This is a genomic window from Pontibacter ruber (assembly GCF_023630205.1).
Lineage (GTDB): Bacteria > Bacteroidota > Bacteroidia > Cytophagales > Hymenobacteraceae > Pontibacter > Pontibacter ruber.
In genome coordinates, this window is the sequence record NZ_JALPRR010000003.1 from 629,219 (window position 1) to 644,358 (window position 15,140).

Sequence of the window (15,140 nt, forward strand, 5' to 3'; positions counted from 1 at the left end):
CTTACACAAAGGTATGGTTTAAAATTTAAAAATAGGTTAAATGTGCTTCAGGACAACACTAACCGTAGATTTTTATTATGAGGCTAACCAATGGTAGATAGACACGGTGAAGAATGCTATTATTTCGTATAGTCTCGGTCAAAGGGGATTATTAATAAGTACGACGAAATGATGTTATTTAAGCCTGCTTTATGATTGTAGTTACTAAACTTAGGTTACAAGATAGAAGAAAGAGCAGAAATTGGTCTAGGAAGAGAGTCTGAAGGGCATAAAAAAAGCCTCTCAGCGTTAACTGAGAGGCTTTTGAGTAGACCAAAGGATTGAACCTTATCCACAGTGACCTCATAACTTTGGAAGAGTATCTATTGGTAATTTAACAACTTATTAAAGGCCTCTGTGGTTAAGCTCGCAAGTGGGTATAAACTGAGATTGCACTATTTCTGTACGATCAGCTTCACCGTTTGTACTTTTGAATCAGTAGTGAGCCGCACTAGGTAGAGGCCTCTTTCTAAGCCTTCCGCCTGAATTTCCTGTTCATACCTTTTGCCAGCATCTGCGGTACCTGCGGAAACTTTTCTTACCAGCGCCCCTTTCAAATCATATAACTCTAAAGTATAATCCGACCTCCTGTCAGTGGTGAAGGCAAGTGTGGTTCTGTCGCTGAAGACGGTAGGGAAGGCCTGGAATTCCTGTGTTTCTGGAGCTGCCCCCAAGGTAGTCAACTGCTGTGCAAACAGGTTGAGGTCGTTGTTGTTGTTGATGACGACGTCTCCTTCTTTAATGCCAGCGCAGGCGATGGCGTTCTCGTCCAGGTTTGTTGAGCAGCCAACTTGGTTGTCGTATACAACCTCACCTTCGCTACCGTCGGCGTTGAGGACCCAGATTTTGAGGCGTAACTGATCGGATGCTGAGCCCGGGCCAAAGTGGCCATCGGTGGCAGCAACCAGGAAGCCAAAGCGCCTGTCATCGGTGCGACTGATGAAACCATCCAGGTGTGTAAGACTTCCGCGGCCTTTGAAAAAAGCCTTGTTTCCTGAAATTACCAGCGAACCATCCTCCAGTGATGTGCTTCGGAAGATATCGGGGCCGCTCTCAAGTACAACCAATGCCATCCCTTGCACATCGTCCTGCTCCTCATAGCCTGCCAGTAATCCCCAGAACAGGTTTCCTCTTCTTTGCATGAGCTCGTAATCCGGGTTAGGAGGCGAATCAGACCAGCCCGCGCCCGTTACAAAGCCGGCCTCGGCATCGGATACATAGACATAGCTTACGGCTGAACCGGCTTCGCAGCCCTCGCCCGCCGTGTAGAAAGCAGTGAGCTTGTACACGTTTGGCTGAGCGGGCCAGTCTACAGAAATGCTATCTGTGCCCTGACCGGAGAAGTCGGTGTAGGCGTTGCCGTCAATGTCGGTGATGTTCCAGATAAACGTACTAGCTCCCGCAACAGAAAAGGAGTAAGGGGAGTTGTCAGTGTTTACTGCTACCGTAGGATCGCCAGCTATACTTACAGCAGCCAGAGTTGGGCATTGGCCATACTTGATGGTAAGGAAGTCGTAGCGTGTAGCCGGATCAAAACTATAGCCTGTAACGATCACGTTGTTCCGGGCATCGACTGCTAGGGTCACAGCTATATCTTCGTTGTTGTTGGCGCTGTTATACCGGTCCACCCAAGTCTGCTCACCCGAAACAGGATCGTAACGGACGGTGGCAAAATCTGCATTTTGGTCGCTGTAGTTCACGCCTGTTACAAAAATGCCACCTTGCCTGTCAATGGCAATGTCCCGGGCTTCCTGCCTGTCGCTCAGTTCATCGTAACGGCTTGCCCAGGCTTGCGCTCCGGTTGCGGCATCGTAACGAACAGTTGCAAAGTCAGAGAGCGAATCGCTTACAAAACTGGTACCAGTTACATACACACCTCCGGAGGTATCAGCGGCAATTGCTCTGGCCAGATCATCTCTGTTACTTTGCCCGTTGTAGCGGCTGACCCAATTTTCTGCGCCCGTGGCGGCCTCATATTGTATCGTAGCATAGTCATAGCCAGTGTTGTAGCTCCTGCTGTAGCCAGTTACATATATTCCCCCCGTGTTATCCGCGGCTATGTCCGTTGCTATTTCTGTGCCTCCAGATTCGTTGTAGCGAGTGGCCCAGGTCTGTTGACCATTTGCTGCTGCATAACGGACGGTGATATAAGCTGTGTTGGTACTGTCAATAAAGCTGTAGCCAGTAACGTAGACCCCTCCCTGATTGTCTACTGTGATGGCTGTGGCATGGTTAAACTGACTATTTTCCCCACTATAGCGGCTTACCCACGTTTGCTCACCTGAGGTAGCGTTATACCGCACTGTTGCAAATTCAGAGCCTCCCTCTTCATTGTAACTAACTCCAGTAACAAAGACACCCCCCTGATTATCTACGGTTATGGCAGCGGCTGAGTCAGGCCAGAAGGCAGCTGGCCCGTTGTAACTTCTTGCCCATACCTGTGCCCCCGTAGCAGCATCATACCGGATAGTGGCAATGTCGGGTGAGAATTCTTCACCAAAATGCTGCCCGGTAACGTAAACTCCTCCTTGGTTATCGACGGCAATGTCCTGCGCCCATGATAATCCTTCAAACTTTACTACCCAGAGCAGCTCACCAGTAGGGGAGTACTTGACTGTCGTTAATCTTGGAAAAAGCTCCTCACTGGTGCCGGTCACATAGCTGTTACCTTCTGCATCCACGGCCACGGATATGGCAAAATCGTTTACATTTTCTTCTACATTAAAGCGTTGTACCCAGAGTTGCTCACCTGTAGTAGCGTTGTATCGAACAGTACCATAATCTCCAAAACTTTCACCTGTAACAATGATGCCACCTTGGTTATCGAAGGCAATAGCAGTAGCTATATTAAACCTATTGTTAACCCCTTCAGGACCACTGTAACGCATTACCCAAACTTGTTGTCCAGAAGCAGCATCGTAGCGCACCGTGGCATAATCCGTATCAAAATCGGTCAAGAAACTGTAACCGGTTACAAACACACCGCCCTGATTATCTACAGCAATGTCAAAAGCTTGATCAGTAAGTTCGCTTGAGCCATTGTAGCGGCTGTTCCAAATCTCTTCTCCGGTAGCCGCCTCATACTTTACGGTTACGTATTCAGTGTCACTGCTACCTATGATACCACTGCTGCCCGTCACGTATACACCTCCCTGGTTATCAACTTCGATAGCGTAGGGTATTTCATTACTGTTGCCAGAGCTGACGAAGTATTTTGCCCAACGTTGTGTGCCATCCGCTGCATCAAAGCGAATAGTGATAAAATCTGAAGCAGAACCTAAGATGAAGCTAAATCCAGTGACATATACTCCTTCGTCATCAATGGCCATGTCAACTGCAATATTATTGCTTCCAGATGGGCCTTCGTATCGAGAAGCCCATATTTCATCACCGGTGGTGGCGTTATACTGCAAAACGGTGAGAGCTGCTACGGTATCGCGAATGCTGCTGGTGCCAGTAACATATACCCTACCTTGGTTATCTACTGCAATGGCCGCTGCTCTGTCACTACTGCCTGGCCTGTCGTATGTGCTGGACCAGGTCTCCTTTCCCGTGGTAGCCTCGTACCGAACAGTTGAGACAACAACAGTTGCATTACCTATGATAGCTGCATCTGAACTGGAGCCGGTAACATAAATACCTCCGGCGCTGTCTACTGCTAGGTCAACGGCTAGATCATTGTTGCCAGCTGTCCCATAACTACTAAGCCATACTTGCTCGCCCGTAGCGGCATCATACCGAATGGTAACAAAATCAGCCTGAACAGAATCCAGTAAGTAGCCAGTAATGTAAACACCACCAGCATTATCCACTTCAATGGCTGATACACTTCTTAATGTTTTATTCTGCGCCACCCAGAGTTGTTCACCCGTAGGCGAATACTTAACAGTATTGGTAATAATTGGATCTATAGCACCAAAACTGGAGCCTGTCACATAACTATTTCCTTCAGCATCTACGGCAACATCTACCGGTGCCTCATTTTTTCCGGCTACTCCGTTCAAACGCTGGACCCATTGACGTGTCAGCTGCTGCGCGGCAGCTGTAGTTACCATAAAGTACAGCAATAGCTGTAGTACTAACAGTAGTAGTTTTAATTTCATAGCTAGAAGAGTTTTTGGTGTGATAAACAAGAGGAATGCAAAGACTCCTGCGCGAGCAGCAGGCTGTCGGGGTACTTTGGGTGAGGTAGCTAGAATAGTTGAAAAAGGAGGGATCTACTATAAAGTACGTTTGATACTGTTTCTAGCTTATACTTTTAAGGACTGCGTTTGGGATATTTTGTTCAAGGTAAAAATAGGAGGGTAAATGGATGAGGAATACATGGAGAGGTTTAGTAAGTATACCTTACTACTTACTATAAATGATACAGCTTTGTCCCTTTTGATGGTTATTGCTTCCTGAGAATGAATTTTATACTAGAAAAGAGTGAGCGGAGAAATGACTATAGTTCCTGAAAAAAGAATGCTCCTCACTTGCATTCTTTTTCGCTAGTACTCAAACTTAAAACAATACTTATTTAGGAAGTCTTTTCTAAGAATGCGATAGAGGTTAAGATTCTAATGATTATAAAACTGGTTATATGCATAAACCAATTTAGTTTTTTAATAAGACTAATGAATTCTTCCAACAACTTAGCTCTTGTTGTCGGGTAAGACAACGATATTTTCGTAATATGATATGAATATTAGAATCCAATGTGCATAAAAAAGCCCCTCAGCATTAACTGAGAGGCTTTCAAGTAGTCCGTAGGGGAATCGAACCCCTGTTGCCAGAATGAAAATCTGGAGTCCTAACCCCTAGACGAACGGACCGTTGTTCCGAATTGTGATGCAAATATAGGGGCTGTTTTCTTATCTGCAAAACGTGTATTAATTTTTTTTAATATGATTCATGTATATCCGCTATACTTACCTTTAACTCAACCAAGCTAACCTGTTTCTGAATCAACAAAAGCTTACATTTGTCCGTTATACTTAATCTTTAATTGCAATTAGAAATCAAATATCATGGCAAGAAGAGCATTCTATTCAGGCGTAACCCCCGAGGTGTACAACCAACTCAAAACCAAGTTGCAGTCCATGGGCCTGACGCTTCACGGCGATAACGGCAACATCAGCGAAAAAGGAGTGAACGCAAGATATAACTATAACCCCGAGGCGCAATCGCTCGAAATCGATGACCTTTCAGTTGGTTTTCCGGCCAGCATGATGATCAATGCCGATAGCCTGGTACAACGGATGAATCAGATGATCGAGCAATATGGTGGCAGGGTAGAGTCTTAATTGGTAAAGCCTAAAAGGAGTAACCTCCGTATAAGGGAGCAACTCTGATTATTTTTTCTGACACAGAATATTAAAAGCTATGGAAAACAATACAAATAAGAACCAGGGCGGTAACTCCGGAGGCGGACAAAGCCAGGGAGGCCAGGGTTCGCAGCAGAAAAGCGGTGGTTCTTCTACAGAAAGCGCCATCAAACTGCTGCAGCCACACGATATGTCCAAGACGGTAGAGTCGGCTATGCACGTAATTCAGGGCCGCCACGAAAAGCTGCCTGAGCTGCTGCACGACGTGGGAACACTGGTAGTGAAAGCTGCCCGCAGAATGACTACCACACAACTGATTCTGGCGGCAGGCGCCGTTACGGTAGGTGCAATTTTACTGGCACGTTATGCAGGCGAGCACGAATTTGATTTCGAAGAAGCTGCCTAAGCTGGAATTTATACTTAAAAGAGCCCCTGGTTACTGTAGCCAGGGGCTCTTTTATTTTACTGCTGCCGTATATTCTGGTATAAGATTTGATACCTTCAAAACTATATAGGCAACTGCTATACTTTATTTTTGATTTGCATAGCTTTGCCTGTACTTGTTTCCCATACTTATACCTAATCAACCAAAATTATGAAAAAGACCTATTGGATTTTCCTGATCGCATTGTTCCTGATTTCGCTGCAATCCCAGGCACAGCAACAGATGATGCCTCCACTGATCAACGTTACGGGGGTAGGCGAAGTAAAACTGCAGCCCAATGAAGTGGTGATAAGTATGGGCGTGGAGATGCGGGATAAAAACCTGGACCAGGCACGCAAGCAAACCGACGCAAAAGCGGCTGCTATTATCTCATACCTGAAAAAGCAGGGAGTAGATGCCAAGGATGTGCAGACATCTTATATGAATGTGCAGCCTATTTATACAGGCGGAGACTATGGCAAGACCACTCCTGATTTCTACCAGGCACAGAAAACCATGACCGTTGTGATCAGAAAGCTGAACAAGTTTGATGAGTTGCTCTCTGGTTTGTATGGCGCCGGCATAAACCGCGTCGATGGCATTTCCTTCAGGGTGTCTGACCTGGAGAAGCACAAAGCCGAGGCACGTAAGCGTGCTGTGCAGGATGCCAAGCAAAAAGCCACTGCCTTAACTTCTGAGCTAGGTGCCAAAGTAGGGCGCGTGTACTCGATCAATGAAAACACCTATAACGGCGGACCAAGACCGCTTGCGGAAAATATGATGATGAAAGCAGCTTATGCCGACGAGGCAGGCGGACCTTCCATTGCAGGCGGAGAAGTTGTGGTGACTTCTAATGTTACGGTAAGCTTTGTGATTGAGTAAAATAACCTGTCTTGCCTAAAACCAAAAGAGCTCTGGCATTACCTGCCAGAGCTCTTTTGGTTTTAGGCAAGATTTATACTTCCGATCTGTCAAAACGTTCTATGGTTTTAAAAGCTCCGGTTTCATCTACCAGGAAGCTGAGCGGCAGGCCGGGCTTTTGCAGAATTTGCTTTTCACGGATCGCCCAAGGCTTGAGTAGCTCCTCCAGCATATGCGCATAAGCACTAAGCTCCCAAGGATTAAAGATTTCGTTTGTCACATCGTCGATGATCGTATCCAGAACCACCTGTGTATCCTCTGGTTTCTGAGGACGCTCGAAATACTCCGGCACCACATTAAACAGGTAGGCTGCATAAAATACACGCGCCTTAAATTCGGCCACCTGCACCGGGTGTAGCTTTTTACCTTCTACCAGGCGGTACAGTTTGCCTAGTGCTTTCCGGATGATGCTGTTGTCCAGCAAGGTGCAAACAATAACCACCGGGCCCAGCTTAACGCTGAACGCCATGGTAGTAAGTTCGTCCTGGTATTCAAACGGCAGCTCGTCTTCGGTAGGGCTCACCTCCAGCAGGAAAAGCGAACAAGGTATAAAATCGGAGAAAACCATCGGTACGCGCAGCGACTGCAGCACCTTAAAGAACTCCCGGAATTTGCCCAGCATCTTAGGGTTCTCGCTCACGGCATACTCCGGCATAACAAGCGGGTCGCTTTCCTTGATCAGCTCTGTTACCAGGGTGCCATAATACATTTTACCAATCCACTGGAACAATCTTTTTTCATCCAGCGCCTGCAAACCTTCCAATCCTTTTTCAGCGGCGTGCTCAATTTCTGCCTCCAGCGGAATGATGTGTTGCACATGGCAGTTGTCGCAGCAGGGGATGGTTAGCCTACTGAAGGTGGTGACGCTTTTATCGAGCAACAGCAGCTCCTTATCTTGCAGGTTATACTTTTGCTGCAGCCACTCGGCAAAAACAGGAGTTCGTTGCTCTTTAGTTATGGTTGTTCCGCATAAGAAGCAGTGCTTATCGCTGAACTGCATGTTCTCGAACGGGTCGTATAGTTTCAGATCTGCCATTTTATTTTGTATTAGCGGCTGCAAAGATACAAAATGATGTTGTGAAAGATTGGTTTTGATGAGTCCGGAGCAGGAGTAAGGGATAGCCGGCGTAGCTGAATATTATAAGATTAGAGTGATTTTACCCACCCCTGCACCCCCCCGAGGAGGGGAATTCCAGCTTTTACTTCAGTTAAGATTATACTTTCATCGCTGCAGTTTGCTAAAGGTATACTTCTGGCGCGGGAATCATTCCCGTGCCTTACAGAGGTGTTGAGTCTCTGACTCAACCGGCCCGCAGGGGCAGGAGAGTTTACCATCTTTTACTGTCATTTCGACCAGCGGGAGAAATCTGATACGGGTAAAGTATAAACGCACACCTGTCCCTCCTTGGACAAGGAGGGAAGCTCTTTCTTTGCTAATACTTCCAGAATTCACCTCACCCTAACCCTCTACTCAAGGAGAGGGGACTTTAGCTATTGCTTAACTAAACACAAGGTATGATCAGTATGATGTATGTAGTTTGATCATTATGTTAATCAGATTGAGTAACGAAATTTATACTTGTAGGTTGATATTAGAAAGAAGGGGTGAGGTGGAAATGAGGGAAGTAAAAAAGGAGGAAGGAAACTATAAGTATAAAAATTAACAACAAGCCTGTAAGCCGGGTTCTGTCGCCTGGCCGAAGCCAGACGTCTTATCATTTATCTAGGCCTGCACTCGCGCACAGGCTCCATCGACCTACCCACCGACATCGGACGAGCAGCCCTTAGCCCCGTCGAAGCGAGACGCTGCCGGCCTATTTGGTCTTTCAACTCCTAAGGTTTACCCAGCTGGGTCGGTCACCCGCCCACTGGTGCGCTCTTACCGCACCTTTTCACCCTTACCCTTTTTCAGTTAACAGTTACCATTTAACAGTAACCAGAAACTGATCACTGTTTATTGTTACCTGCTTACTGTAAAGGGCGGTACTTTTCTGTGGCACTAGCTGTATCCTTCCAGTCTCCCGAAAGGACCCTTCCCGTTAGGAAGTAGGATGCTCTGCGTTGCCCGGACTTTCCTCTCCTCCCTGAAGGGAGCAGCGATAAGACGGCTTGCTGTTAATCTTTATACCTGCAAAGGTATGACAATTGCAGTGAACAGTAATCAATAAACAGTAATCAGTAAATAAAAATTCTCATCACCACTGTTTACTGTTAATTGATAAATGTTTACTGTTACCTGAGCCTGACCAGTGTGGCGCCGTAGCCGAATTTTTCTTTGCGGGCGTCTTCGAAAAAGCGGATACCGGGTGTGCGGCTGAGGATCTTCTGGATCTCTTTGCGGAGAACACCGTTGCCGGTGCCGTGTATGAACACGATCTCGTGCATGTTAGCTGCCATGGCCCTGTCCAATGCATCCTGAAACGTATCGAGTTGCAGCTTTAGCATCGCGCTGTTGCTCATGCCGCTGAAGTCCTTTACCAGCTTGTCGATGTGCAGGTCTATCTCATGTTCGGGTGCCTCTAACTTATAGTTATCCGGTTTGGCTGCCGAGGGTTCTGCCATCTGCTCTTTGATCTTGTCCGTATCCACAGCGGTTGGCTTGGTATCGAGCTGGAACAGGTAAGCTTCTTTATTTAATACAGGAGCCGTTTTCTTGCTCTTGTAAAAGGAATTGGCTCTGAACTGCACCTTTTTTGTAACCGGCTCGAAAAGGGTAGGGCTGCCGTTGCGGTGCTGCAGGAACTGCACGATCAGGCTGGGCCATTTTTCAAAGTCCTTCATGTGGTAGTGTGCCACCACACGGGTAGCTTTGGGAGCCAGTTTGTCGTTCTGCAGGCCACGGTAGCGGGTTTCGCGCTCCTCGCCGGAAGTAAACAGCACATCGTAATCGGTATTGTTTACAATGGTAGCAGCCAGAAGTTCTTCCGACTGGTGCACCATGGCCAGGTAAATACCTTTTTCTGCCAGCACAGGTGCCGGTGGCTCTTTTCGGGCAGGTTTAGCTGTTTCCTGCTCCTGTCCCCGAAATGCTTTTGCTTCCTCGGCAGCGATCAGCACTACTTCCCTCCGCGACACAGGTATGGTGAAGTCGTTATCGATGGCTACTTCTACAATATTATTATCTAAAATGCGCGTTATAATGCCTTCTTCTTTGCCGGACATCAGGCGCACGCGGTCTCCTACGTTCATAGTTTCGTTACTTGTTAATCGTTTTTCGTTGATCGTGTATCGTCACTCTCCTTATGTATATGATAGAGAATAGGGATACTTATACAAAGATACGAGGTTTAGGGCAGGGAAGCACTTTAATAAGTATAGCTACAAGAACGAAGGTTATACTTTGGAGCTAACCCAGGACTTTGCTAAAAGTATAAAGCGTGCATTCTGAAGCCTTTCCTGTTGTTGTACTCCAGCGCAGGGGCGGGTACCTTTACAATGCTCAGCACATAAAGGGCTGTGTTCAGCAGTTTGCTTTTGCCTTTGAAATGCAGCAGGTTGAGGTCGGGGCTCAGGTAGTACTGGCGGTGCGCGTTAAATCCCCTTCCTGTGTTAGTCGGTTCATGGTTATAAACCATTTCTTCGGCGCCATAACCGACCGCTATGTTCAGCCACTTCGGATACCGGCTTTCTTTGTGCAGGAAAGCGCCTACATCTACCGATAGCCAGTACGTCTGTCCGTTGTAGTCTTTCAGGGCTTGCTCGGCTAGCGTACTGCCCAGCACATTAGGGCGCTCAGCAGCAAATTCTGTAGTATGGAACGAGTATTTGGGCATGATGCGTACCTCGCGCCAAGCCAGTTCCTGAGCTACAACGGCCGCCGAACCAACCGTATTGGCCACCAGGTCGCCAACCGAAGCGCCGTACTCCGCCTGGTAACCGTCAAAAATCTCAATCGGAGTCTGTAGCAGTATACCCGTCAGGCCGCCGTAAAGTATGGCTTTCTTATCGGGGACGCCTGCCCACCGCAGCAGGTCAATTCCAGCCCGGCTTTCATGAAAGGCTCCCCAGAAGTGCCCCACTTTGTCTACCTGTCTCCACTGGTTGTTGTCGTTAAAGAAATGGAAGTCGGTTTGCTCCTGCTCCTGGTACCAGGCCTTGTTCAGTGAAACCAGCATAGCCGAATAGCCAACTGTAAATCCTGTCCCAAGCACCAACAGCCGCTGCTCGTTTACCTGCGTTTCCACCGTATCGGATGTTACGGCAGCCATCCCGGCGCTCAGGCGGGGAAACAACAGCGTCAGGCAGATCAGCAGGGAAAGCGGAGTGTACAGCATTTTCTTCACGCTTCAAATATACTTAAACCTTCCTGAAATGCTGATTGAAAGACCTCTGCACCAGCCGCAAGTATAACTTACAGTTAAGCATCCCAACCAGTGCGTAGTTGCTTCAGATTGCACCTGTGCAGCAGCAGTCCTGATGCAAACGAGAAAGCATAAACAGACTATAGTGCTATACATGCAGGCTTGCTTTTGATCCATTTGATCAACATACTTGGTAAAGTATAAAACCCAAAGTATAGTATAAATTGAATTATAACCTTATAAAGAAAAATACTGTATTAACAGAAACTTTCTCTACCGTAGTATTTTCCAAAAGTGAATCGGACGAATTTTTCACTTAAATACTTAACCAGTGTCTTGTAATAAAATTGACTGTCTGCATCATAGTTATATGAGCAGCAGCACCTTTTCATTGCATTAAATAAATACACCTCACCTTCTATGAAAATTAAGAAAGTACTCGTCGCCAATCGTGGCGAAATTGCCATCAGGGTATTACGTGCCTGTACAGAGCTTGGTATCCAGACGGTAGCCATATATACGTACGAAGACCGTTACTCGCTTCACCGCTACAAGGCCGACGAAGCATACCAGATCGGCAAAGACAACCAGCCGCTGCAACCATACCTCGATATTGATGGCATCATCCGCATCGCCAAAGAAAATGGCGTAGACGCCATACATCCGGGTTATGGATTTTTGTCGGAAAACCAGCATTTTTCCCGCAAATGTGCTGAGAACGGCATCATCTTCATCGGTCCGAAACCCGATGTGATGGGTGCGCTTGGCGACAAGATCTCTGCCAAGAAGGTGGCCATGAGCTGCGATGTGCCCATCATTCAAAGCAACGACCTGGACCTGAATACCTACGAAACAGCACGCGAAGAGGCGCACCGGATCGGTTATCCGCTGATGCTGAAAGCCGCTGCCGGTGGCGGTGGCCGCGGTATGCGCGTGATTAGGGACGACGAGCAACTGGAAAAAGGCTTTTTCGAGGCCAAAAACGAAGCCCTGAAAGCTTTTGGCGACGACACCCTGTTCCTTGAGAAGTATGTAGAGAACCCCAAGCACATCGAAGTACAGATCGTGGCCGATAACTATGGCAACATCACGCACCTGTTCGAGCGCGATTGCTCGGTGCAGCGACGTTTCCAGAAAGTGGTGGAGGTGGCGCCGGCTATCAGCCTGAACGAGGATACCCGCCGGAAACTGTACGACTACGCCATCAGCATCTGCAAGGCGGTAAACTATAATAACGTGGGTACGGTGGAGTTTTTGGTGGAGCCGCATACCAACAACATCTTCTTTATTGAAGTAAACCCGCGCATCCAGGTTGAGCACACGGTAACAGAAATGATCACGGGCATTGACCTGATCAAGACACAGATCTTTATTGCAGACGGATATCCGCTGGATCATGAAGAGGTGCTGCTGGGGCCAAACCATATCGTGCGTGCCAACGGGGTGGCCATTCAGTGCCGCATCACCACCGAAGACCCGGAAAACGAGTTCAAGCCAGACTACGGCACCATCATCGCTTACCGCAGCGCCGGAGGCTTCGGCATCCGTTTGGACCAGGGCAGCGTGTACCAGGGCGCCAAGATCAGCCCGTTCTTCGATTCGCTGCTGGTAAAAGTATCGGCGCAGGCGCCGACACTGCGCCATGCCGCCATGAAGATGTCGCGCACACTGGACGAGTTCCGAATCCGTGGGGTAAAGCACAACATCCAGTTCCTGCAGAACATCATCAACCACCCTGTCTTTATCTCAGGCGATGCCACCGTTGATTTTGTTAAGAACCACCCGGAACTGTTCGTGTTCAAGAAGAGCCTGGACCGAGCTACCAAAATGCTCTCTTTTCTGGCAGATGTGATCGTGAACGGAAACCCGGACGTAAAGAACCCGGACAAGACCAAGGTGCTCTCCAAGCCGGATTTTCACGGGTTCAACCTGAACAAGCCTTACGAAGAAGGCACCAAAGAGCTGCTGACAAAGCTGGGGCCGGATGAATTCTCAAAATGGCTGCGCAACGAAAAGCAGATCCACTACACCGACACCACTTTCCGGGATGCGCACCAGTCGCTGCTAGCCACGCGCATGCGCACTTTTGACATGATGAAGGTAGCTGAGGCTTTTGCCAAAGATCACCCGCAAACCTTTAGTATGGAAGTATGGGGCGGCGCTACGTTTGACGTGTGCCTCCGCTTCCTGCACGAAGACCCGTGGGACCGCCTGGCCCAGATCCGCAAAGCTGTGCCGAACATCCTGCTGCAGATGCTCATCCGGGGCTCCAACGGCGTAGGCTACAAAGCCTATCCGGATAACCTGATCGAGTCGTTTGTGGAGAAGTCATGGGAGACGGGCGTGGACATCTTCCGTATTTTCGATTCGCTGAACTGGATGAAGAGCATGGAGCCGTGCATCGACTTTGTGCGCAAACGTACGGGTGGCCTGGCCGAAGGCGCCATCTGCTATACCGGCGATATCCTGAATCCATCCAAGACAAAGTATACGTTAGATTATTACCTGCAACTGGCCAGGCAACTGGAAGATGCCGGCGCCCACATCCTGGCTATCAAAGACATGGCCGGCCTGCTGAAGCCCTACGCAGCACAGGTGCTGGTAGAGGCGCTGCGCGATACCGTAAAGCTGCCGATCCACCTGCACACGCACGATACCGCTTCCATCCAGTCTGCCACCTACCTGAAGGCAATTGAGGCAGGCGTGAATGTGGTGGACGTGGCGCTGGGTTCCATGTCAGGCTTAACCTCGCAGCCAAACTTCAACGCTACCGTGGAGATGATGCGCTTCCAGATGAGGCATCGCGAGTTTGACCAGGTGAGCCTGAACCGCCACTCCAACTACTGGGAAACGGTGCGGGAGTATTACTATCCGTTCGAATCCGGCCTGAAAGCGGGCACGGCGGAAGTATACCGCCACGAGATACCGGGTGGACAGTACTCCAACCTGCGTCCGCAGGCCAATGCGCTTGGTTTAGGCGATAAATGGGAGCTGATCAAGGAGACCTATGCAGAGGTAAACCAGATGTTCGGCGACCTGGTGAAAGTAACGCCAAGTTCGAAGGTAATAGGGGATATGGCCTTGTACATGGTTTCCAATAACCTGACGGCTGTGGACGTGCTGGAGCGCGGCGATCAGATCTCTTTCCCGGAATCAGTGCAGTCGTTCTTCCGCGGCGATTTGGGGCAGCCGGTGGGTGGTTTCCCGAAAAAGCTGCAGTCCATTATACTTAAGAACGAGAAACCATTCGAGGGCAGACCCAACGAACACCTGGAGCCGGTAGACGTCGACAAGGAGTTCAAGGCGTTCCAGGAGAAATTCGGGGAGCACACCAGGTATACCGATTTCCTGTCGTACCAGCTGTACCCGAAAGTATACGAAGGGTACTACAAGCATTACGAACAGTTTGGCGAAGTTTCAAAGATCCCGACACGTTTGTTCTTTTACGGCATGCAGCCCGGCGAAGAAGCCATCATCGACATTGCCCGCGGTAAATCTATCGTGATCAAATACCAGTCGATGGGCCACGTTAACGAAGACGGTATGCGTACGGTCTTCTTCAAGCTTAACGGCCAGACGCGTAACATCGAGGTGCGCGACAAATCGGTGAAGGTGGAGCGCGTAGAGCACCAGAAGGTAGACAAGGCCAACCCGAAGCACATTGGGGCACCGCTGCAAGGGCTGCTGTCGAAGATACTGGTAGAGAAGGAGCAACCAATCAAGAAGAACACGCCGCTGTTTGTGATCGAGGCCATGAAAATGGAAACGACCATCACCGCTTCGGAAGATACGCAGGTTGCATCTGTGCACCTGGCAGAAGGTTCGCTGGTTAACACCGATGACCTGATCCTGACCTTGTCGTAAGTATACTTCTATTTAATACTATAAGAGCCATTGCAGCAGTTCATGGTGCAATGGCTCTTCTTTTTACGCCCGAAGTATAACGTGTACCTTGTTTAACCCGACAGACCTGAAGTAAAGGCAACGCAAAGTATAAGCTACCAGGCTTATATAGGGCTCTTTTAAGTACTGACTGCTGTGGCCTGCAAGTATAAATTACCCTAAATCAAAACATTTTGTACAGAATACCGGTTTTATACTTGTGATTATGCTGCATGCATACTATTTTTGATTCAAGCCGAGGTTACC

At 48.5% G+C, this 15,140-nt stretch carries 8 protein-coding genes, 1 tRNA gene and 1 other RNA gene; 4 read left to right on the forward strand and 6 right to left on the reverse strand.

From position 1 onward, the window contains the following. Positions 1 to 434: 434 nt before the first annotated feature. Together MJ611_RS14510 and MJ611_RS14515 are read right to left on the reverse strand one after the other, a co-directional pair. Positions 435 to 4,142, reverse strand: coding sequence for a T9SS type A sorting domain-containing protein (locus MJ611_RS14510; RefSeq protein WP_250430624.1), 3,708 nt, complete (start codon positions 4,140 to 4,142; stop codon positions 435 to 437). A 639-nt stretch (positions 4,143 to 4,781) separates the two neighbouring features. Next, positions 4,782 to 4,853, reverse strand: a tRNA-Glu gene (locus tag MJ611_RS14515). A 195-nt stretch (positions 4,854 to 5,048) separates the two neighbouring features. Here MJ611_RS14515 and MJ611_RS14520 point away from each other — a divergent pair. From MJ611_RS14520 to MJ611_RS14530, 3 genes are all read left to right on the forward strand, one after another. Then, entirely contained in the window at positions 5,049 to 5,324 is a 276-nt protein-coding gene (locus tag MJ611_RS14520; protein WP_250430626.1) for a hypothetical protein, read from the forward strand. A 79-nt stretch (positions 5,325 to 5,403) separates the two neighbouring features. Next, positions 5,404 to 5,751 (forward strand): hypothetical protein, encoded by a 348-nt coding sequence (locus MJ611_RS14525; protein ID WP_250430628.1) that lies wholly within the window; start codon positions 5,404 to 5,406, stop codon positions 5,749 to 5,751. 189 nt (positions 5,752 to 5,940) lie between these two features. Then, a complete protein-coding gene (locus MJ611_RS14530; protein WP_250430630.1) occupies positions 5,941 to 6,651 on the forward strand; it encodes an SIMPL domain-containing protein in 711 nt (236 codons plus the stop codon). A gap of 73 nt (positions 6,652 to 6,724) precedes the next feature. On the opposite strand, the gene MJ611_RS14535 is transcribed toward MJ611_RS14530, so the two are convergent. The 4 genes from MJ611_RS14535 to MJ611_RS14550 form a co-directional block, all read right to left on the reverse strand. Continuing rightward, positions 6,725 to 7,726: a hypothetical protein gene (locus tag MJ611_RS14535; protein ID WP_250430632.1), complete on the reverse strand. Its 1,002-nt coding sequence runs from the start codon at positions 7,724 to 7,726 to the stop codon at positions 6,725 to 6,727. A gap of 623 nt (positions 7,727 to 8,349) precedes the next feature. After that, positions 8,350 to 8,806: RNase P RNA component class A (gene rnpB, locus MJ611_RS14540), an RNA gene on the reverse strand. Between the two features lie 116 nt (positions 8,807 to 8,922). Continuing rightward, entirely contained in the window at positions 8,923 to 9,879 is a 957-nt protein-coding gene (locus MJ611_RS14545) for a Smr/MutS family protein (RefSeq protein ID WP_250430634.1), read from the reverse strand. Positions 9,880 to 10,052: 173 nt separating this feature from the next. Continuing rightward, a complete protein-coding gene (locus MJ611_RS14550) occupies positions 10,053 to 10,964 on the reverse strand; it encodes a DUF2279 domain-containing protein (protein ID WP_250431395.1) in 912 nt (303 codons plus the stop codon). A gap of 447 nt (positions 10,965 to 11,411) precedes the next feature. On the opposite strand from MJ611_RS14550, the gene MJ611_RS14555 reads away from it, so the two are divergent. After that, the gene (locus MJ611_RS14555; RefSeq protein WP_250430635.1) at positions 11,412 to 14,855 is read left to right on the forward strand and encodes a pyruvate carboxylase; all 3,444 of its coding nucleotides are present in this window, start codon (positions 11,412 to 11,414) and stop codon (positions 14,853 to 14,855) included. Positions 14,856 to 15,140: the final 285 nt, after the last annotated feature.